The organism is Streptomyces sp. VNUA24, assembly GCF_029167005.1.
GTDB lineage: Bacteria > Actinomycetota > Actinomycetes > Streptomycetales > Streptomycetaceae > Streptomyces > Streptomyces scabiei.
In genome coordinates this window covers 8793454-8814135 of record NZ_CP119143.1, presented here as the reverse complement: position 1 = coordinate 8814135, position 20682 = coordinate 8793454, and the positions used below count along the sequence as shown (strand labels likewise).

The window sequence follows — 20682 nt, the reverse complement described above, 5'->3', positions numbered from 1 at the left end:
GATGCCCCCCGTGACGCTCGACGACACCCCGCTCCTCGCGGACCTCATGCCGTGGTCGGTCGCACCGCCACGGCTGGGCCGGGGGTGGCCGGCGGCCCCGGACGCGGCCTCCCTGAAGGTCCGCTGGGACGCGCTGATGAAGGCGGAGGGCCCGGACCGCGAGGCCCTGTTCGCCCCCACCCGTTCCCGTACCCCGGCCACGGCCGTGGCCCAGCTGCCGGGCCGGTCCGGCGGCACCGGCCGGCTGGCCCGCGAGTCGGGGCCCTGCGCCGAGCCGGTCCGGGTCCTCGCCGCCCCGTTCGACGAGCAGTGGCTCATCCCCGACCACCGGCTGATCGACGCCGCCCGGCCCGAACTGTGGCGGGTGGCGGACGAACGGCAGGTCTTCGTCGTCGAGCAGACGGCCGCCCCGGACACGTCCGGCCCCGTGCTCCTCGCGTCGGGCGTCCTGCCGCTCGCCCCGCCGCACGGCCCGCGCGCCGGCCGTGTCCGCCCGCTGTACCGCCGCCCGGGGGCCGTCGAGCCGAACCTCGCGCCGGGCCTGCCGGAGTACCTCGGCGGGCGGCTGGGCGCCGGCCCCCTCGACCCCGTGGACGTGCTCGCCTGGATCCTGGTCGCCGCGCGCTCCGGGCCGCGCGGCCTCGGGGTGCCGCTGCCCGCCGAGCCGGAGGTCTGGTCCCGCGGCGTGGAGCTGGGCCGGCGGGCCCTGTGGCTGATGCGCCGCGACGGCGACCGTCCCAAGCTTCCGGGCGGCCGCCGCCCGTATGTGCGCGCGCCGCTGCCCGCCCGGCCCGTGGAGATCCGCTACGACCGCGAGGAGGAGACCCTCTTCGTCGACGAGGGCCGCATCTCCCCCGTCCCCTCCGACGCCTGGGACCTCCACGTCGGCGGTGTGCGGGTGCTGGAGGAGTGGCTGGCCCGCAGAACGGAACAGGGGGAGCCGGGCACACTGGAGGCGATCCGCCCGACGACCTGGCCGCAGACCTGGACGTCGGAGCTGCTGGAGCTGATCACGGTGCTGGCGCTGCTGACGGAAGTGTGCCCCGCGCCGGAGGAGTTGACGGCCGGCCGGCCGATCACAGCTGCGGACCTGCGCGAGGCGGGCGTGCTCCCGGTCCCGGAGCCGGCCCGCAGGCCCGCCTCGGTCCTGGACCACCAGGAGGAGGGCCCGGAGGGCCAGTTCACGCTGCTGTAGGGCCGCCCTGCGGCCGGTCCTCGGGCGCGAACGAATCCAGGACCCTCCCCACCATCCACGCGAACACGGCCTCCAGATCGATCGGCCCCGGGTCCTCCGTGAACGCGGCGGCCAGCCGGGGGTAGGCGCCGCTCGCGATCTGCGCCCCGAGGTACGCGATCCGGATCTCGTTCTCCCGGTCCTCCGACCACGGCAGCGACCGCACCCGCTCGGCCGTCGCCAGCTCGTTCGCCACATACGTCGTCACGCAGCCGTTCAGCATGCCCAGGAGCTGCATCTTCGTCCCGTAGGGCGCGTCGAGCGGGTCCATGCAGGCGAGGCAGTGCTCCAGGTACCGCATCGCCTGGGGGCTGAACCCGTAGACCGGCGACATCAGCCGGGGCATCCACGGGTGCCGGCGCAGCAGATCGCGGGTCTGGTACGCCACCCGCCGCATCTCGGCCCGCCAGTCCTCGCCGGGCTCCCACAATTCGTGCTCGCCGCCGACCGCGTCGACCATCAGCTCGTACAGGTCCTCCTTGCGGGGGACGTAGTTGTACAGCGACATCGTGCCGCAGCCCAGTTCGGCCGCGACGTGGCGCATGGACACCGCGTCGAGACCGCCCTCGTCGGCGAGCCGGACCGCGGCCGCCGCGATGTCCGCCCGCGTGAACGCGGGTCTGGGGCCCCGGCCGGTGCGCTCGGGGCGCGCCCAGATCACCGCGGGTTCGTCCGCTCGGCCAGCCATCGATCATCACCTCGGTCACCATCCTAGTTACGTACGGCGCACGTAGTGCGCTATGGTCACCCCATGACAACTACGTACGCTGTACTTAGTGAAGGTCTGGAGAAGCGTTTCGGAGACGTCCGTGCCGTGCGCGGCCTCGATCTGGCCGTGGCGGCGGGCACCGTGGTCGGGATGCTCGGCCCGAACGGGGCGGGCAAGACGACGGCCGTACGGCTGCTGACGACGCTGCTGCGGCCGGACGCGGGCTCGGCGCGGATCGCGGGTCACGACCTGGTGCGGGAGCCGGGCGCGGTCCGGCGGGCGATCGGGGTGACGGGGCAGTACGCGTCGGTGGACGGCGATCTGACCGGGCGGCAGAACCTGCGGCTGTTCGCACGGCTGCACCGCGTCCGCGACACGGCGGGCCGCGCGGGCGACCTCCTCGACCGCTTCGGCCTGACCGAGGCCGCCGACCGTCCGGTCTCCACCTACTCGGGCGGTATGCGCCGCCGGCTCGATCTGGCGGCCAGCCTGATCCGGCGTCCGGCGGTGCTCTTCCTGGACGAGCCCACCACCGGCCTGGACCCGGTCAGCCGCAACCGGATCCGGGACGCCGTGCGCGACCTGCGGGAGGAGGGGACGACCGTGCTGCTCACCACGCAGTACCTGGAGGAGGCCGACCGACTGGCCGACCGGATCGTGCTGATGGACCGGGGCCGCATCGCGCACAGCGGCTCACCGCCCGAGCTCAAGGCGCTCGTCGGCTCGTACGCGGAGGCCGTCGTCGCCCACCCGGGCGCGATGACCCAGGCGGCGGCCGTCCTCGACCAACTCACCGGCGCGTGCCCGTCGTTCGACGAGGAGCGGCACGCGGTCGGCGTGGTCACCCTCGACCCGACGCTGACGCTCCCCCGGCTGGTGCGCGAACTCGACGCGGCGGGCGTGCCGTTGCTGGATGTCAGCCTGCGCCCGCCGACCCTCGACGACGTGTTCCTGCGCCTCACGCAGGGCCCGGCCGGGAGCCCCGCCGACCTCAAGGAGCGTGCCGCGTGAACGCGTTGGCGTACGACGGCACGGCGATGCTGGGCCGGCAGCTGCGGCGGCTGCGGAACAACCCGGGGCTGCTGATCCTCACGCAGACCATGCCCGTGTCGATGCTGCTGTTCTTCGGCTACGTCTTCGGCAGCGCGCTCGCGGTGCCGGGCGAGGAGTACCGGCGGTTCCTGGTGCCCGGCCTGCTGGTGGCGACGGCCTCCGGCGGGATCATGACCGGCATGTTCGAGGCCGCCCGGGACACCCACCGGGGCGTGATGGACCGCTTCCGCTCCCTGCCGATGAGCCGGGCCGCCGTGCCGCTCGGGCAGGCGCTGGCCGACGTGCTCGTCACGGCCGCCGGGTCGGTGCTGTTCCTGCTGGTCGGGCTCGCGGTGGGCTGGCGGGTGGAGGGGGGCGCGCTCGCGGCGGTGGGGGCGTTCGGGCTGGTGCTGCTGTTCCGGTTCGCCGCCGTGTGGACGGGCATCTTCCTGGGCCTGCTGACCCGTAACGAGGAGGCCGCCGGGCAGCTGGGCGGGGCGACGTTCCTGCTGCCGCTGCTGTCCACCGCGTACATCCCGGCCGAGGGTCTGCCGGGCCCCCTGCGGACGGCCGCCGAGTGGAACCCGATCAGCGCGGTCGCCACGGCCCTGCGCGACCTCTTCGGCAACGCGCCCGTCCCCGAGGGCGCCGCCTGGCCGGTCGCCCACCCCGTCGCCGGGTCGCTGCTGTGGTGCGGCGTCCTGCTCGCGGTGTTCGTGCCGCTCGCGGTCCGCACCTACGCGGCCGGGCCCCGGGGCACGTGAGACGCGGCACGCCCGATGACAACGGCGTCCCCGCGGGGACATGATCCACGGCCACCCGGCAGCTCGCCGCCCCGGGGGCGCGGGTGATCAAGGTCGAGCGGGTGGACGGGGGCGACTTCCCCCGCGGCTGCGACACCGCCGCCCGGCCCGGTCTGGACGCGGCCACGCCGGGCGCGGCTCATCCCCGGCTGATCGCGGTGGACGTCTCGGGGTACGGGGCGTCGGGACCGTACGCGGGCAAGCGGGCGTACGACATGCTCGTGCGGTGCGAGGCCGGGCTGGTGTCGGTGACGGGGACACCGGAGCAGCCGGTGTAGGCGGGCACCCCGGCGGCGGACATCGCCGCCGGGATGTACGCGTTCTCGGGGGTGCCGGCCGGCACGCGTCCGGCGGGGGACGACCGGGCGGGGCGGGCCGGTGGAGGTGTCGATGCTGGAGGCGCCGGCCGTGAGGGTCCCCCCACGCCCTTGAGGCAGTGGAGGAGGATGGGGCACCCGCTGCACCACACCCCGCACGGCGGGACCGCGCCCGCGCGCACGGGGCTCGGGCACGCGGTGATCGCGCCGTACGACGCCTATCCGACGGCGGACGGCGGGCGGGTGCTGCTGTCCGTGCAGAACGACCGGGAGTGGCGGCGGCTCGTCGAACAGGTGCTGGGGCGGCCGGAGTTGACGGACGATTCGGCGTTCGCGACGAATCCGGCGCGGGTCGCGCGCAGGGAGCGTACGGACGAGCCGGCCACGGCGGCGCTCGGGGCGCTGGACACCGACACGGCCCTGGAGCGGCTGCAGGCGGCGGGGATCGCCTGTGCGCGGCCGAGGGACGTCACGGAGGTGGCGGAGCATCCGCAGCGGGGACGGGGCACGGAGGAGAGCGGTGCCCGCGCTCGGGGAGCACACCGGTTCGCTGCTCCGTGCCGCGGGGATGACGGACGAAGGGATCGCAGCGTTGCGCCGGGACGGTGTGGTCGCCTGAACGCGGGCCTCTGCGGAAAAGGCCCTTGAGGTGCGAGCAGGGGCTAGCGGCTGCCGAACAGCGAGCGGCGCAGCCTCTTCAGCGGAGCGAACAGCGAGACGCGGCCGACGCGTGTGTCCTTGCGGCTGCTGCGTTCCTGCGGGGAACGTGACGTTATCTCACGCATCAGCGAGGTCGCCTCGGCCGCCTCGCGCTGCGGCACGGCGGGGCCGCTCAGCACCGAGAGATGGCGGTCGAGCCGCGAACTGGTCGCGGTGCTCCCGCACGTGATCGCAGGGACTCGCGCCCTACGCACTGCTATCTGTTCCATGTCACTCCCCACCCGTACGAGTCCACCCGGCCCGGGCAGCGTAACCATATCGCCCCGTTGGAGCACTCGGGAATCACGGCCCCGCTATTCCTCTACCCCGTAAGGGGGTTGTTGACTACTCTCCGAATCCGACCGATTCCAGGGCGAGTTGGACAACCGGCTGGCCGGTGGGCTGCACTGACCCGCCGTCGGGCTCGACGGTCACGGCGAGTGACGTCGCATCGGCGTTCATTCCGTCCGCGACCAAGGGCGTGTCGCCGACGAAGAGACCCAGGGAGCGTGGTTGCACGTCGGGGCGCATGAGCCAGAGCTGGTGCACCCGGTTCTTCGGGAGGTTCTCGAATCCGCTGAGGGTCACGACCGCGCTCCCCTCCTCCGCGGAAGCGATCACTCCGATCGCATGCCCCTCCGCGTCCCGGTCGCTGCTCGCCCGGACGTCCGGCGCGGCGAGAACGTGGGCGATCTCACTGGCCCGCGTCCGCTCGGAGGCCAGCTCGTCCCGGGTGCGGTCGGCCTGGACGGCGAACAGGGAGGCCACCACGAGCGCGGCGGCGGCCGTGACGGTGGCCAGCGGAACGAGCCAAGAGCGCAGACGGGGCGCACGGGCGCGCGACTTCGGCGGCGGCTCGGTGCCCCACACATGGCGCGGCAGATGCTGCTGCCGCGAGGGCTGCGCGCTCCAGGACCGGTTCTCCTGGGGGGTGTTGCGTACGGCGGCGAAGACCCGGTCGCGCATCGCCGCCGGCGCCGGGGCGGCCGTCGACCAGGCGAGGCGGACGGCGTCCTCGGACAGGACGCGCACCTCGGCGGGGCAGCGGTCGCAGCCCTCCAGGTGCCGCTCGAAGCGGCGCCGCTCGTCGGGGTCCAGGGCGTCGAGCGCGTAGGGAGCGGCGAGCGAGTGGAGGTCCTCGCGGCGGAAGAGGCTCATGCCGCCCCTCCCCTCGGCGCGCGTATCCGGCGGGCCGCGCGGGCGCGCGGACCTCCGGGTCCCGCGCGGTGGATCAGGGCGCTCATGCGACTCCTCCCAGGCATTCGCGCAGCCGAGTGAGTCCGTCGCGCATACGGGTCTTGACCGTGCCGAGGGGGCAGGAGAGCCGCTCGGCCACTTCACGGTAGGTGTAGCCGTCGTAGTAGGCGAGGGTGACGGACTCGCGCTGGAGGGTGGTCAGTTTGTCCAGGCAGTGGCGCACCCACTGGCGTTCGAGGCCGGCCTCGACCTCCTCGGCGACCTGGTCGAAGGCGGGGTGGTGGTTGCGCCGTCCCTCGCGCTGCTCGCGCTCGGTGGCGGCACGGGCGCTGCGCACCCGGTCCACCGCGCGCCGGTGCGCGAGGGTGAGTATCCAGGACAGGGCGCTGCCCCGGGCCGGGTCGAAGCGGCCCGCGGAACGCCAGAGTTCGAGCAGCACCTCCTGAGCCACCTCCTCCGACTGCGCGGGGTCGCGCACGACCCGGCGGACCAGTCCGAAGACCGGACCGGACACCACTGCGTACAAGTCCTCGAACGCCCGTTGGTCGCCCCCGGCCACCCGGACCAGAAGCCTGTCCGCCTCCACACGCTCCCCCTCGTCTCCGGCCGAGCACGGCCATCCCCGCGCGTAAGGCATTCGCAACCGACCCACCTCCGGATGGGGTTACGGATCAGGCTGCCCAAAACGCGGGTCTCCCGTCGACCGATCCGAACTTCGGATCAACGAATCGTGCTCTCCGCTGAGACAACCTTTCAAACGCTCCGTAAGAACGTTTGGGATTCGACCAATCCACCCTGCCGACCGCTCCGAATGGCGTTCGTCAGGCAAGTTGGGACAGAGGACGGACGGCATGACGACACCTACTTCCAGGAGCGGCTCGGGACGGCGGAGCATCGCGTCCCTCATCTGTGCTTCGCTGGCCGCCGGAGGGCTCGCAGCCGCCGGCGTGACCGTGCTGGAGCCGGGGGCCGCCTCCGCATCCAGCCACCGCGAGGCACCGCTGATCTCGGGGCAGCCCCAGTTCGACAACACCGACGTCTACGCCTTCGTCAGCCCCGACAAGCCGGACACGACGACGGTCATCGCGAACTGGATCCCCTTCGAGGAGCCCGCGGGCGGCCCGAACTTCTTCACCTTCTCCGAGGACGCGCAGTACGACATCCGCGTCGACCAGGACGGCGACGCGCGGGAAGACCTGATCTTCCGGTACACGTTCGACACGAAGACGAAGAACGACAAGACCTTCCTGTACAACACGGGCGTCGTGGAGAGCCTCGACGACCCGGACCTCAACATCACGCAGACCTACGACATCGATCTCTTCAAGCTGAAGAACCGCCGCGTGGTCTCCAAGACGAAGCTCGCGGACGACGTGTGGGTGGCGCCGTCGAACGTCGGCAAGGCGTCGATGCCGAACTACAAGAAGCTGCGCGACGAGGCGGTCTACAAGACGGCGAGCGGGGTGACGACGTACGCCGGCCAGGCCGACGACCCGTTCTTCCTGGACCTGCGCGTCTTCGACCTGCTGTACGGCGGCGACCTCTCCGAGGTCGGGCGGGACACCCTCAAGGGCTACAACGTCAACTCGATCGCCCTGCAGGTCCCGAGCGCCGCGCTCGTGCAGCACAAGAACCAGCCGATCGTCGGTATCTGGTCGACGACCCAGCGGGTGGGCGCCGACGGCCAGTACCGCCAGGTCTCGCGCCTCGGCATGCCGCTGGTGAACGAGGTCGTCAACCCCATCGGCGACAAGGACAAGTTCAACGCGTCCTCGCCGGCGGACGACGCCCAGTTCCTGAAGAACGTCACCGAGCCGGAGCTGCCCAAGCTCATCGAGGCGATCTACAAGATCCCGGCCCCGAAGGAGCCGCGCAACGACCTCGTCGACGTGTTCCTCAAGGGTGTCGAGGGCCTCAACCAGCCGCCGCGCGTGACCCCGTCGGAGCAGCTGCGCCTCAACACGTCCATCAAGCCCACCGCGAAGCCGAAGCGGCTCGGTGTGCTGGACGGTGACAACCAGGGCTTCCCGAACGGACGCCGGCTCACCGACGACGTGATCGACATCGCGCTGCAGGTCGTCGAGGGCGAGCTGGTCGACGCGCCCAACGACCTGGGTGACGCGGTGAACAAGAACGACAAGAAGTTCGGCCACTCCTTCCCGTACGTCGGTCTGCCGACGGCCGGTTCGCGTGGCAAGACCGTCAAGGGCAACACCACCAACAGCGTCCGCAGCGCGATCGGCACCGGTGTCGAGAGCGGCAGCGACGACACCACGCTGATCGCCGCCTCGGCCGGCGCCGGCGCGGCCGGTGTCCTGCTCATCGGCGGTGGCCTGCTGTGGTGGCGCCGTCGGAACGACCGCGCCTACTACTAGGCCGCTCCGGCCGGGCCCTCCCCCAGGGGGCCCGGTCATCGAGGCCGGCGCGGCCCGCCCGTATCCATCCCCCACGGTGCGGGCCGCGCCCCACGATCACGAACACCGCGCTCGGCAAGGATGTTGAGGAGAGGGCATGTCCCCGCGTACGAACGACAGCGCGTCGCAGGACGGGCGTCCGCGTCCCGGCGAAGGGGCTCCCGAGGCCGAGGCCGGCGACGGCGCCCCCGCCGCGTCCGCCTCCGCCCCGTCCGCCCCCGCCGCCGGACCCGACGGGTCCTCGGCGGACGTGTCCTCTCCTGACCTGTCCTCTGCCGATGTGCCCTCTCCCGGCACGCCCTCTGCCGGCGTCTCCCCTTCCGGTGCCACCGGGGCCGACGCCGCGTCCGACGCCTCCTCCTCCGCTCTCTCCGCGGCCGACGCGGAGCCGGACACCGTCCCGGCCGATGCCACCGCGGCCGGGCCAGGGCCGGTGCCCGTCGGGTCCGGGCGCGGACGGCGGCCCGAGTCCGCGCGGCGGCGGGCGGCGCGGCTCACCGCGTGCGCGGCCGCGCTGGCCGTCGCGTTCACCGGGTTCGCCGTGGCGCTCGGGGCCAAGGACGACGACCGGGCCACGGTGGCCGTCTCCACCTCGCCGGGAGTCTCGGCCGCCCAGCTCTCCCACGGCGACCTCGACACGGGCGTCAAGCTGCTCCAGGCCCACCTCAAGGAACAGCCCAAGGACTTCGGCTCCTGGTCCACGCTCGGCCTCGCCTACGTCGAGCAGGCCCGCGTCAAGGGCGACTCCTCCCGCTACCCCCAGGCCGAGAAGGCCCTGCGGCGGTCGCTGAAGCTGCGGCCGGACAACGACCCGGCGCTCGCGGGCCTGGCCGCCCTCGCCGCCGCCCGCCACGAGTTCGGCGACGCGCTGAAGTACGCGGACCGGGCCCTGAAGGAGAACCCCTACAGCGAGCGGGCGTTGTGCAGCCGCGTCGACGCCCTGGTCGAACTGGGCCGCTACGACGACGCGCTGAAGGCCGTGAAGCTCGCCGACGCCCGCCGCCCCGGCATCCCGGTGTTCACGCGGTACGCCTACGTCCACGAGCTGCGCGGCGACGTGAAGACGGCCCGCCGGGTCCTGAACCTGGCCCTGGACTCGGCGGCCGGCCGGGGTGACATCGCCTACGTGGCCACCCAGCTCGGCCAGCTCTCCTGGCGGCAGGGCGACTACAAGGCGGCGCTCGCCCACTACGCACGCGCCCTCGGCGCCGACGACACCTACCTCCCCGCGCTGGAGGGCCGCGCCCGCGCGCAGGCCGCGAGCGGCGACACCGCGCAGGCGATCCGCGGCCTGGAGCAGGTCGTGGCCTCCTATCCGCTGCCGGGACCGCTCGTCGTCCTCGGCGAGCTGTACGAGGCCAGGGGCGACAAGGCCAAGGCCCGCGACCAGTACGCGCTGGTGGACGCCTACACCGCCATCGCCCGGTCCTACGGCGTCAACGCCGATCTCGACACCGCGCTGGCCGCCGCCGACCACGGCGACCGCAAGGCCGCGCTCAAGGCCGCCGAGGCCGAGTGGAAGCGCCGCGAGACGGTCCACACCGCGGACGCCCTCGCCTGGGCCCTGCACGTCAACGGCCGCGACGACGAGGCCCTGCCGTACGCCCGCCGCGCCACCGCCACCGGCTACCGGGACGCGACGTTCCTGTACCACCGGGGCATGGTCGAGAACGCGGCCGGAGACCGGAGGAAGGCCAGGGCCTCGCTGAAGGAGGCGCTCGACCTCAACGCGGGCTTCTCGCCGCTCGGCGCGGCCCAGGCACGTAAGACCCTGAAGGCTCTGGAGACCGCCAAGTGATCACGCCCCGGCGCCTGTTCGCCTCCGGCACGGCGGTCTTCACGGCCGCCTGCGCACTCGTCCTCGTCCCCACCGGGACGGCGAGCGCGCACCCGCTCGGCAACTTCACCGTCAACCGCTACGACGGTCTGGTCGCCGCCCCCGGGCAGCTGAGGATCCTCCATGTCGAGGACCTCGCGGAGATCCCGGCGACCCAGGCCGCGCCCGCCATCGAGCGGCAGGGCACGGACGACTGGGCCCGGGAGCGGTGCGAGAAGGCCGCCGGAGGCAGCGAGGTCACCGTCGACGGGAACGCCGTCGACGTGCGGGTCGGGTCGAGCCGGGCCGAGGAACGGCCCGGCCAGGCGGGGCTGAAGACGCTGCGCGTGGAGTGCCGGCTGACGGCCGCGCTGCCCGACCGGGCCGTCGACGTGCGCTTCCACGCGGCCGTCGACTCCGGGCCCGGCTGGCGCGAGGTCACCGCACAGGGCGACCGGACGACCCTGACCGGGTCGGACGTGCCCGAGGAGTCGGTCTCGAAGCGGCTCACCAGCTACCCCGAGGAGTTGCTGCAGTCGCCGGAGGACACGGCGACGGCCTCGCTCCAGGTGAAGCCGGGCGGCCCGGCGCTGGCCGAGCAGCGCGGCGACGCACCCGGCGCCTCGATCCTGCCGCGGGGCGCGGACCGCTGGACCAGGGCCCTGGACGACCTGGTCTCCAGCCACGACCTCACCCTCGGCTTCGGCGCCCTGGCCTTCGGCATCGCCATGTTCCTGGGCGCCATGCACGCGCTCGGCCCGGGTCACGGCAAGACCCTGATGGCCGCGACGGCCGCCGCCCGCGACCGGGCCCGGATGCGGGACGTGCTGCCCATGGCCGCGTCCGTGACGGTCACCCACACCCTGGGCGTCGTCGCCCTCGGCCTCCTCGTCCTCGCCGGCTCCGCCGCCGCCCCGTCCGTGATCACCTGGCTGGGCATCGCGAGCGGCCTGTTCGTGATGGGCGCGGGCGTGACGCTCGCCCGGCGCGCCTGGCTGAACCGCAAGCTGACGCTCACACAGGCGAAGACACACGGTCACGACCACAGCCACACGCACGACCACGGACACGGCCACACGCACCCGCACGAGCACGAGCACCACCATCACGACCACGACCACTCGCACAGTCACGGCGAGGACCACTCCTCCACGCACGACCACGCGCCCGAGCCCGACCGCGAACTCGTCCTGGCCGCCCCGTCGACCGCCCACGCCCACACCCACGCGTCGGTCGCGCCCCACACCCACACCCACGACCACGCACCGGCCGAGACCCACAGCCACGACCACGAGCACGCCTCCGGCCGGAAGAGCTCCCTCTTCGGCGGCGGCGTCACGCACACCCACGGCGGCTTCACCCACACCCACCCCACCGCCCCCACCCTGCGCGGCACGATCCTGCTCGGCTTCGCGGGCGGCATGGTGCCGAGCCCGTCGGCCGTGGTCGTCCTGGTGGGCGCGGCGGCGCTGGGCAAGGCGTGGTTCGGGCTGCTGCTCGTGGTGGCGTACGGCATCGGGCTGGCTCTCACGCTGACGGCGGCCGGGTACGCCGTCGTGAAGGCGGGCGGCTGGGTGACGCGGGTGATGGACCGCGGCGAGGGCCGGCTCGGCGGGCCGACGGCCGCGCTGGTGCGCCGGACCGTGCCGCTGGCGTCGGCCCTGCTGGTTGTCGCCCTGGGGGCTGGTTTGGTGTTCAGGGGGGCAACATCCGCCCTCGGCTGAGCTACTTTTGTGGGGATATCGCTCGGAGTGGAGATGTCGGACGGATGCGAGTGACGGGGGATGGCCGTGTCCGAAGAACCGGGCAGTGAACGGGTGATCGCGGGCCGGTACCGGCTGCTGACCCCGCTGGGCGAGGGCGGCATGGGCACCGTGTGGCGGGCCCGTGACGAGGTGCTGCACCGCGAGGTCGCCGTCAAGGAGGTGAAGGCGCCGGGCGGGATCCCGGCGTCCGACGTCGAGCGGATGTACGCCCGGCTGGAGCGCGAGGCGTGGGCGGCCGCCCGGGTCGCCAACCGCAATGTGGTCACCGTGTACGACGTGGCCATGGAGGACGGCCGCCCGTGGATCGTGATGGAGCTGGTGCGCGGGGTGTCGCTCGCCGACCTCCTGGACGCCGAGGGCCCGCTGGACCCCCGGCGCGCCGCGCACATCGGCGCCGAGGTGCTGTCCGCGCTGCGCGCCGCGCACGAGGCCGGGGTGCTGCACCGGGACGTGAAGCCGGCCAACGTGCTGATGTCCAACGACGGCCGGGTCGTCCTCACCGACTTCGGTATCGCGACGGTCGAGGGCAGCTCCGCGCTGACCATGACGGGCGAGGTCATCGGCTCCCCCGAGTTCCTCGCCCCCGAACGCGCGCTCGGCCGCGCCTTCGGCCCCGAGTCGGACCTGTGGTCGCTCGGCGTGCTGCTGTACGCGGCGGTCGAGGGCAACTCCCCCTTCCGGCAGAACACCCCGCTGAGCACCTTGCGCGCGGTCGTCGACGAGGAGCTTCCGCCGCCGCACCGGGCCGGTCCGCTGGCCCCGGTGATCGAGGGGCTGCTGCGCAAGGACCCGGCCGAGCGGACACCCGCCGAGCAGGCGGAGCGGGACCTGCGGATCATCGGCGCGGGCGGTACGCCGGCGGGCGCGGGCACCACGCGCTCCGACACGCCGGCGTCGGGGCCGTACGACCCGACGGTGGCCGCCTTCCCCGCCGCGGACGCGGGACGGGGCACGAACCGGTACGGGGCGCCGACCCCGCCCGGTCCCGTCCCGGCCGCCGTGACGCACCCCTCCGCGGTGCCGGCCGGAGGCCCGGGGCGCGACCGCCGCGCCCTCGTCTTCCTGGTCGCCGGTATCGCGGCGATCGCCCTCGCCGTCGCCGGACTGACGTACGCCTGGGTCAACCGTGACGACGGCGCGAAGGACGGCACCCCCACCAACGGGGCGGGCACGGTGGGCGGGACCGACGGCGGGACGACGGACGGCGGTACGGGCGAGGAGGAGCCCGGCGGCGGGACCACGGACGACGAGAGCGAGACCCCGTCCGAGACGCCCGAGGAGAAGCCGACCACCAAGCCGCCGGCGCAGTCGGTCGAGGTGACGGTGACGGGCACGAACACCGATTACACCGGCGCCTGTCCGCCCCCCGAGGGCCGGGTGCCCAGCTTCACCGCGACGTTCACCGTGGGCAGCGTCCCCGTGGAGGTCCAGTACCGGTGGGTGGCGAAGAACGGCCGGATCGACGACAGCGGCTGGAAGACGCTGTCCTTCCCGGCCGGCGGCGAGAAGACCAGACGGGACCAGGTCGTCGTCTCGACGAACGACAGTCACGAGGACGAGATCGGCGTCGAGGTCCGCGGCCCGGTGAACAAGAAGTCCAACTCCGTGGCGTTCTCGGTGACGTGCGAGTCCGAGCCCCCGACCACGGGCGGGACCTCCCCCGACGACGGGGAGAACCCCGGCGAGTACAGCGACTCCGACGCCGACTACGACGACGAGGCCGGTGCCCTCACCGGGGTCCGGGACGGAGCGGTCAGGCGGCGTTCCTGAAGACCGGCAGATAGCCTCCCGACTGCCCGGCGGCCTTCGGGTGGTAGGACTCGCCCACGTTCAGCAGGTTGAGGCTGTGCAGCCACGCGCTGCCCGAGCACAGTTCGTGCCCGGTGAACGCGGAGCGGACGTCGCCGAAGGTGAAGCCGTGGTCGGCGGCGCGCTTGGCGATCGCGGTGTTCAGGTAGTCGGCCGCGTTGTTGATGGCGGACCGCTTGGCCTGCGAGAGGCCGGGGCAGGTGCCGCCGAGCTGGTAGAAGCGGGGGTAGCCGAGCACCACCACGTGGGCGGCCGGTGCCTTGGCGCTGATCGCCGAGTAGACCTCGTCGAGCCGGCCGGGGAGGGTCGAGTCGACGTACGCCTTCGCGGTGTTGATGCGTGCGAGGCAGGAGCTGTCGGACTGCAGCACGCAGGTGGTCATCACGTCGGCGAAGCCGGCGTCGTTGCCGCCGACGCTCACGGAGACCAGCCCCGTGCCCGGGCCGAGCGGTGCCAGCTGGTTCGCCAGAACATCACCCGTTCGGGCGCCCGAGCAGGCCGTGAAGTGGAAGGACGAGGGTGAGTTCGCGGCCGCCCAGAGGTACGGGTAGGCCTTCGTGCTGCGCTTGCAGTCGCCGCTGGAGGAGAGGTAGCTCCCCGCGCCGACGCCCGAGGAGTAGGAGTCTCCGAGCGCCACATAGCCGGTGGCGGCGGCCTGTTGGGACGCGTGCGCCGTCGCGGCCCCGGTGAGGGCGGCGCCGGCGGCGAGGAGGAGTGAGGTCAGGTATGCCGCAAGTCGGGAACGTCTCATGGAACCTCCCTTTAGCAGGATCTCTGCCTCAACCGTCGTAGCAACTACGCGTGTTGATCGGAAGTGTTCATGTCAATACTTTCCGGTCCGCAACCGGGCACACCCACCCCGCTCCACGTCCGCTCGATTGCCTGCGTGTGACAGAAACATGACAAGGCGTCAACTCTCTTGAGCCGCTTGCCGTCCATCGCCCAGGCTGCTGTTCGGCCGGGAACGGAACGCGACGCTCCAGGCCATGTGTGCGCGTACGCACGCATCCCCCACAGACGCGCGCCCCCATCCGGGCGCGCGCCGCCCATGAGGAGGAACCCCTCGTAATGGCACACCTGCGTATCGAGAACATCCGTGTCGCCGCCGTCACCGCCGTGGCGACCGCCGCCCTGCTCGGCGGCCTCACCGCCCTCCCCGCCCAGGCCGCCCCGGCCGAGGGCAGGGTGCTCGCGGCCGGCTCCCCCACCGCCGTCAAGGGCAGCTACATCGTCACGCTCAAGAAGGGCTCGGGGCTCAAGTCCGCGTCGGGTGCGGGCAAGGACCTCGTCGAAGGCTACGGCGGCACGGTGAAGCGGACCTTCCGGTCCGCGCTCAACGGCTACGCGGCCGAGCTGTCCGCGGCCGAGGCCAGGAGACTGGCCGCCGACCCGGCGATCGCCTCCGTGGAGCAGAACCAGGTCTTCACCGCCGACGCCACCCAGTCGAACGCCCCCTGGGGCCTGGACCGTTCCGACCAGGCGTCGCTGCCGCTCTCCGGCACGTACACCTACCCCGACAGCGCGGGCGGCGGCGTGACGGCGTACGTCATCGACACCGGCGTACGCATCTCGCACTCCCAGTTCGGCGGCCGGGCGGTCAACGGCTACGACGCCGTGGACGGCGACAACGTCGCGCAGGACGGCAACGGCCACGGCACCCACGTGGCGTCCACCATCGCGGGCTCGACCTACGGCATCGCCAAGCAGGCGAAGATCGTGGCCGTGCGGGTGCTCAACAACGCCGGTTCCGGCACCACGGCCGGCGTCGTCGCGGGCATCGACTGGGTGACCGCGAACCACAGCGGCCCGTCCGTCGCCAACCTGTCGCTCGGCGGCGGTGCCTCCACCGCCATCGACACGGCCGTCCGCAATTCCATATCGAGCGGGGTGACCTACGCCGTCGCGGCCGGCAACAGCAACGCCAACGCCTCCTCGTACTCCCCGGCCCGTGTCACCGAGGCGATCACGGTCGGCGCCACCACCAGCACCGACGCGCGGGCGAGCTACTCCAACTACGGCTCGGTCCTGGACATCTTCGCCCCCGGTTCGTCGATCACGGCCGGCTGGTACACCAGCGACACCGCGACCAACACCATCTCGGGCACCTCGATGGCCACCCCGCACGTCGCGGGCGCGGCCGCGGTCTACCTGGCCGGGCACCCCTCGGCCACCCCGGCCCAGGTCGCCTCGGCCCTGACCGCCGGTGCCGTCACCGGCAAGGTCACCGGCCCGGGGACCGGTTCCCCGAACCGTCTGCTGCAGATCGTCCCGTGACGACAACCACCCCCGCGTGAACAGGGGTTCCCCGGAGGAGGCGCGCGCCTCCTCCGGGGAACTCCCGTGCCCGGCGGCGCGCCGCGGAAAGCGGGTGCGCGGGGAGCCCCCGGTGACGGATCATGGCGCCATGTCTGCCAACCCGCACGACGCACTGCCGATCCGGCTCACCGTCGACGACAGCGACTCACCGTCCGATGTCGTCGACGCGCTGTTCCTCGGCCGTTTCGCGACGGGCGAGCAGCCGTACGCGCACGCGGCGAACATCGACCGGGTACGGTCCGGTGCCACCCTGCTGCCGCCGGGCGCCCGTGTCCTGCGCGCCGCACGGGACGACGACCGCAGCGCGACCCTCGCCGAGGGCGACGGCTGGACCGTCCTGGTCTCCCGCTGGAACAGGGGCGCCGACGTCACGGTCACCGCGACCACCGCCGAGCTGGCCCAGAAGGTGCTCGGCCAGGCCACCGACGGCGCGGCCGACGAGCCCGAACCGCAGCCGGAGAACGTGACGATGGGCTTCTGGTACGTCTCGCCGCGCCGGGGCCCGCACCGCACGACCCGGCAGATCTCGGCGGGCACCTGGGAAGAGGTGCGGCCGAACTACACCGCGCCGGTGGCGGACGCGATGGACCGGCTGATGAAGACGACCCCCGAGGACATCGCGGGCCGCCTCCTGCTGCTGCACGGCCCGCCCGGCACGGGCAAGACCTCCGCCCTGCGCACGCTGGCCCGTTCCTGGCGGGACTGGTGTCAGGTCGACTGCGTCCTGGACCCCGAGCGGCTGTTCTCCGACGTCGGCTATCTGATGGACATCGCCATCGGCGAGGACGACACGAACGGCAAGGGCCGCTGGCGGCTGCTGCTCCTGGAGGACTGCGACGAACTGATCCGCGGCGAGGCCAAGCACACGGCGGGCCAGGCCCTCTCCCGGCTGCTGAACCTCACGGACGGCCTCCTCGGGCAGGGCCGCAACGTCCTGGTCGGCGTCACCACCAACGAGGACCTGGAGCGCCTGCACCCCGCCGTGGTGCGCCCCGGCCGCTGTCTGGCCCGGATCGAGGTGGGCGCGCTGACCCGCGCGGAGGCGGTGGGCTGGCTCGGCACCGAGGAGGGCGTCGGCCGCGAGGGCGCGACCCTGGCCGAGCTGTACGCGCTGCGCCGCGGCACGTCACCGACATCGCTGCCGGAGCCGAGGGGCGGGGCGGACGCGGGCCTGTATCTGTAGGCGACCGCCCGCGGGCGTCGTCGTGGGCGGTCGCACTTCGGTGTTTTCATGGATGTATGACCTTGTTCGTCGGCACGTCGGGGTGGCAGTACAAGGACTGGCGCGGCGCCCTCTACCCGCAGGGCTGTCCCACCCGGCTGTGGCTGGAGGAGTACGCGGCCCGCTTCGCCACGGTCGAGCTCAACAACGCGTTCTACCGGCTGCCGACGCGGGAGAACTTCGCGGCGTGGCGGGAGAGGGTGCCGGCGGACTTCGTGGTCGCGGTCAAGGCGAGCCGGTACCTGACCCACATCAAGCGGCTGCGGGACCCCGGGGAACCGGTGCACCGCCTGATGAGCCACGCGGAGGGCCTCGGCGACCGGCTGGGCCCGGTCCTGCTCCAGCTGCCACCGACCCTGCGGGCCGACGCGGACCTCCTGCGTGCCTGCCTGGCCTGCTTCCCCTCCGGCACCCGGATCGCGGTCGAGCCCCGCCACGACTCCTGGTGGACCCCCGAGGTCCGTGAAGTGCTGGAGTCCCGCGGCGCGGCCCTGTGCTGGGCCGACACCCGGTCCCGCCCGGCGACCCCGCTGTGGCGCACCACCGACTGGTGCTACCTCCGCCTCCACCAGGGCCGGGCCCGCCCCTGGCCCCACTACGGCCGCCAGGCCCTGACGACCTGGGCCCACCGCATCGCCGACACCTGGCCCGCCACCGCCGACGCCTACGTGTACTTCAACAACGACCCCCACGCGGCGGCCGTACGGGACGCGACGGCGTTCGCGAGCGCGGCACGCGGCGCGGGCCTGCGGCCGACCCGCACACCGGAACCGCGAAGGGCGGCGCGGACCTGAGCCCCCTTCCGTGGGCCCCGCCCGGGGCGCTACTCCGCGTACGCGGCCCGCAGCGCGTCCCGGGCCACCGCCAGCGCCTCCGCCTCGTCGAGGCCGAGCCGGCGCACGCGCTCCGCGTACGCTCCGGCGGCCGCCGCGGCCTCGCGCTCCGCGGCCGAGCCGGCGGCCGCCACGAACGTGCCGTTGCGCCCCCGCGTCTCGATCACCCCGTCCGTCTCCAGCGCCCGGTACGCCTTGGCGACGGTGTTGGCCGCGAGCCCGAGCTGCTCGGCGAGCCCCCGTACGGTCGGCAGCCGGTACCCCACGGGCAGCACACCGGAGCGAGCCTGCTCCGAGATCTGGGCGCGCACCTGCTCGTAGGGCGCGCCCCCCTCCACGATGCGAATCTTCAAGGTCACGCGGCGATTGTCCCGTACCCGGCGGAAATTCGGAGGCAGCCCGCCCGTGCGGGCCCGTAGCGTGCGCACCCATGACAGTGATCGTGCGCGCCCTCCGCGCCGCCGACCCCGTGGACGCCGCGGCCTTCGTCGACGTACGGCGCCGGGCCCTGCCCTTCATGGTCAGCACCCCCGAGTCCCTGCTGCACGACGTGACCCACGCGGCTCCCGAGGCCCACTACCAACAGTTGGTGGCCGAGGCGGACGGCGAGGTGATCGGCACCGCGCAGCTGGGCATCGCCGACGACAGCCCCGTACCGGACCAGGGCTACCTGAACGTGTACGTGCACCCGGACCGGGCGCGCCGGGGTGCCGGCGGGCTCCTGGTGCGCGCCGCCGAGGAACGGCTGGCGGCGGCGGGGGCGCAGCGGCTGCTGACCTGGGTGCTGGACACCCCCGAGAACCGGGCGTTCGCGGAGCGGCGCGGCTACACGCCCAGCCGCTCCGCGCACTTCCTCCGGCTGGACCTGGCCCACGGCACCCTCCCCCCGCTCGCGGACCCGCCCCCGGGCGTGGAGCTGCGGACGGCCGCCGACTACGCCGACGACCCGCGCCCCCTGTTCGACCTGGACGCGGAGGTCACGGCGGACGAACCCGGCGATCTCGCGGCGGAGTTCGACGACTACGAGTCGTGGCTCGCGGAGACCTACCGTCACCCCCTCCTGGACCACGCCCTGAGCACGGTGGTCGTCGTGGACGGCGCACCCGTCGCGTTCACCGCGGTGCGCACCGACGGCCGGGACCGCTACTTCACGGGGATGACGGGCACCGCCCGCGCCTTCCGCGGCCGGGGTCTGGCCAAGCTCGCCAAGAACGCCTCCCTGCACCGCGCGCGGGCCGCCGGCTGCACGGAGGCGTTCACGGGCAACGACACCGGCAACGGCCCGATGCTCGCGGTCAACACATGGTTCGGATACGAGGTCTGTGCGACGGAGGTGCGGTATGTCCGTGAACTCGGCTGAGCCGACGGTGGAGGTGGAGGTCGTCCTGCTCAAGGCGGGCCGGACGAAAATCCGTTACCCCGCGCGGCTGGTGAGCGACGACGGCACGCGGGTGGTGGTCCGCGCCGCCTGGGCGAGCGAGGGCGTACGCGACTTCGGCTTCGTACGCTTCGAGCCCGGTGACGTGTTCACCGAGTACTACTGGCGCGACCGGTGGTACGCCGTGAAGGAGGTCAGGGACGCCCGGGGCGTGCTGAAGGGCTGGTACTGCGACATCACCAGGCCCGCCACGCTCTCGGGCGGGGAACTCGTCGTCGAGGACCTCGACCTGGACCTGTGGCGCTCCGCCGACGGTACGGACGTGCTGCGGCTGGACGAGGACGAGTTCGAGGAGAGCGGGCTCACGGCGAGCGACCCGCAGGCCGCGGCGGCGGCCGTGGCGGCCCTCGACGAACTGGAGGTGGTCGCCACCGTGGCGGGCGGCCTGGAGTCGCTGCTGGCCTAGCCGGTCACAGCCGGGCCACCACCGCGTACCGCTCGTCCTCGACCTCCCTCCCCCAGAGCGCTGAGTCGTGCCCGAGCCGTACGACCTCCGCGTCGGCGACCAGCGGGGCCACCAGCCCGTGCAGCCGCTCGGCGGGTATGCCGACCGGGGAGAGCGTGCCCCACACGCCCTCGACCAGGACGAGGCGGCCTCCGGGCCGCAGCAGGCCGCACCAGTGGCGCAGGGCGCGGCCCGGGTCGGGCAGCGTCCACAGCACATGACGGACGAGGACCGTGTCGAAGCGTTCCTCCCCCACGGGCGGGGCCGCCGCGTCCCCGACGAGGAACACCGCGGGGCGTCCGGCGAGTTTGGCGCGCGCGAGGGCGACCATGGCCGGGGAGGCGTCGACCCCGGTCACCCGGTGGCCCTGCTCGGTGGCGAGGAGTGACAGGCTCCCGGTGCCGCAGCCGAGGTCCAGCACGTCGCAGCCCCGGTTCGGCAGCCAGTCCCGCAGGCGGGCCGCCCAGGCCTCCCGGACGGCGGGTTCCCGCAGGCCGTGATCGGGTTCGTCGTCGAAAGAGGGGGCCTGCGCGTCCCAGTCGACGGCTCCCGGAGGGTCATCTGCCGCCGCGTCGTCCGGTGTTCGCAGGGCCGGGGAGGTTTCACCGTCGTCGATGTTGGTCATGCCGCCA

General features: G+C 73.4%; 19 protein-coding genes and 1 pseudogene. 13 read left to right on the top strand and 7 right to left on the bottom strand.

Annotation, left to right across the window (positions count from 1 at the left end):
• The first annotated feature begins 1 nt into the window (after position 1).
• Positions 2-1195: a type ISP restriction/modification enzyme gene (locus tag PYR72_RS37855; protein WP_275459482.1), complete on the top strand. Its 1194-nt coding sequence runs from the start codon at positions 2-4 to the stop codon at positions 1193-1195.
• Here PYR72_RS37855 and PYR72_RS37850 read toward each other — a convergent pair.
• Complete coding sequence (locus PYR72_RS37850) at positions 1182-1922, bottom strand: TetR/AcrR family transcriptional regulator (RefSeq protein ID WP_275459481.1); 741 nt, start codon at positions 1920-1922, stop codon at positions 1182-1184. The two genes, PYR72_RS37855 and PYR72_RS37850, sit on opposite strands and share 14 nt — an antisense overlap.
• A 63-nt stretch (positions 1923-1985) precedes the next feature.
• Between PYR72_RS37850 and PYR72_RS37845 the strand changes: the two genes are divergently transcribed.
• From PYR72_RS37845 to PYR72_RS37835, 3 genes and pseudogenes are all read left to right on the top strand, one after another.
• Positions 1986-2954 (top strand): ATP-binding cassette domain-containing protein, encoded by a 969-nt coding sequence (locus tag PYR72_RS37845; RefSeq protein WP_275459480.1) that lies wholly within the window; start codon positions 1986-1988, stop codon positions 2952-2954.
• Positions 2951-3739 (top strand): ABC transporter permease, encoded by a 789-nt coding sequence (locus PYR72_RS37840; RefSeq protein ID WP_275459479.1) that lies wholly within the window; start codon positions 2951-2953, stop codon positions 3737-3739. Before PYR72_RS37845 ends, PYR72_RS37840 begins: the two co-directional genes overlap by 4 nt.
• Positions 3740-3822: 83 nt before the next feature.
• Positions 3823-4743, top strand: a pseudogene (locus tag PYR72_RS37835) (CoA transferase).
• Positions 4744-4757: 14 nt separating this feature from the next.
• Here PYR72_RS37835 and PYR72_RS37830 read toward each other — a convergent pair.
• From PYR72_RS37830 to PYR72_RS37820, 3 genes are all read right to left on the bottom strand, one after another.
• The gene (locus PYR72_RS37830; RefSeq protein WP_059082105.1) at positions 4758-5024 is read right to left on the bottom strand and encodes a hypothetical protein; all 267 of its coding nucleotides are present in this window, start codon (positions 5022-5024) and stop codon (positions 4758-4760) included.
• 115 nt (positions 5025-5139) lie between these two features.
• On the bottom strand, positions 5140-5952 hold the full coding sequence (locus PYR72_RS37825) for an anti-sigma factor (protein ID WP_275459478.1): 813 nt from the start codon (positions 5950-5952) through the stop codon (positions 5140-5142).
• A gap of 82 nt (positions 5953-6034) precedes the next feature.
• Positions 6035-6577, bottom strand: a complete 543-nt coding sequence (locus PYR72_RS37820; RefSeq protein ID WP_013004778.1) for a sigma-70 family RNA polymerase sigma factor — start codon at positions 6575-6577, stop codon at positions 6035-6037.
• A 265-nt stretch (positions 6578-6842) separates the two neighbouring features.
• Here PYR72_RS37820 and PYR72_RS37815 point away from each other — a divergent pair, with 265 nt between their 5' ends.
• The 4 genes from PYR72_RS37815 to PYR72_RS37800 all read left to right on the top strand — a co-directional run bounded on the left by PYR72_RS37815 (position 6843) and on the right by PYR72_RS37800 (position 13757).
• Positions 6843-8366, top strand: a complete 1524-nt coding sequence (locus PYR72_RS37815; RefSeq protein WP_275459477.1) for a DUF4331 domain-containing protein — start codon at positions 6843-6845, stop codon at positions 8364-8366.
• A 136-nt stretch (positions 8367-8502) separates the two neighbouring features.
• Positions 8503-10203: a tetratricopeptide repeat protein gene (locus PYR72_RS37810; protein ID WP_275459476.1), complete on the top strand. Its 1701-nt coding sequence runs from the start codon at positions 8503-8505 to the stop codon at positions 10201-10203.
• Complete coding sequence (locus PYR72_RS37805) at positions 10200-11945, top strand: nickel transporter (RefSeq protein WP_275459475.1); 1746 nt, start codon at positions 10200-10202, stop codon at positions 11943-11945. Before PYR72_RS37810 ends, PYR72_RS37805 begins: the two co-directional genes overlap by 4 nt.
• A gap of 60 nt (positions 11946-12005) precedes the next feature.
• Positions 12006-13757: a serine/threonine-protein kinase gene (locus PYR72_RS37800; RefSeq protein WP_275459474.1), complete on the top strand. Its 1752-nt coding sequence runs from the start codon at positions 12006-12008 to the stop codon at positions 13755-13757.
• Here PYR72_RS37800 and PYR72_RS37795 read toward each other — a convergent pair.
• On the bottom strand, positions 13741-14547 hold the full coding sequence (locus PYR72_RS37795; protein WP_275459473.1) for an SGNH/GDSL hydrolase family protein: 807 nt from the start codon (positions 14545-14547) through the stop codon (positions 13741-13743). The two genes, PYR72_RS37800 and PYR72_RS37795, sit on opposite strands and share 17 nt — an antisense overlap.
• A 317-nt stretch (positions 14548-14864) precedes the next feature.
• Between PYR72_RS37795 and PYR72_RS37790 the strand changes: the two genes are divergently transcribed.
• The 3 genes from PYR72_RS37790 to PYR72_RS37780 all read left to right on the top strand — a co-directional run bounded on the left by PYR72_RS37790 (position 14865) and on the right by PYR72_RS37780 (position 18128).
• A complete protein-coding gene (locus PYR72_RS37790) occupies positions 14865-16070 on the top strand; it encodes a S8 family peptidase (protein WP_275459472.1) in 1206 nt (401 codons plus the stop codon).
• A gap of 130 nt (positions 16071-16200) precedes the next feature.
• Complete coding sequence (locus PYR72_RS37785) at positions 16201-17295, top strand: DUF5925 domain-containing protein (protein WP_275459471.1); 1095 nt, start codon at positions 16201-16203, stop codon at positions 17293-17295.
• Positions 17296-17351: 56 nt separating this feature from the next.
• Entirely contained in the window at positions 17352-18128 is a 777-nt protein-coding gene (locus PYR72_RS37780; protein ID WP_275459470.1) for a DUF72 domain-containing protein, read from the top strand.
• A gap of 29 nt (positions 18129-18157) precedes the next feature.
• Here the strand turns inward: PYR72_RS37780 and PYR72_RS37775 are convergent, their stop codons facing one another.
• Complete coding sequence (locus PYR72_RS37775) at positions 18158-18526, bottom strand: GntR family transcriptional regulator (protein WP_275459469.1); 369 nt, start codon at positions 18524-18526, stop codon at positions 18158-18160.
• Between the two features lie 71 nt (positions 18527-18597).
• Here PYR72_RS37775 and PYR72_RS37770 point away from each other — a divergent pair, with 71 nt between their 5' ends.
• Positions 18598-19527: a GNAT family N-acetyltransferase gene (locus PYR72_RS37770; RefSeq protein ID WP_275459468.1), complete on the top strand. Its 930-nt coding sequence runs from the start codon at positions 18598-18600 to the stop codon at positions 19525-19527.
• Positions 19508-20011, top strand: a complete 504-nt coding sequence (locus tag PYR72_RS37765) for a DUF402 domain-containing protein (protein ID WP_275459467.1) — start codon at positions 19508-19510, stop codon at positions 20009-20011. Before PYR72_RS37770 ends, PYR72_RS37765 begins: the two co-directional genes overlap by 20 nt.
• Positions 20012-20015: 4 nt before the next feature.
• On the opposite strand, the gene PYR72_RS37760 is transcribed toward PYR72_RS37765, so the two are convergent.
• Complete coding sequence (locus PYR72_RS37760) at positions 20016-20675, bottom strand: class I SAM-dependent methyltransferase (RefSeq protein ID WP_275459466.1); 660 nt, start codon at positions 20673-20675, stop codon at positions 20016-20018.
• Between the last annotated feature and the right edge of the window lie 7 nt (positions 20676-20682).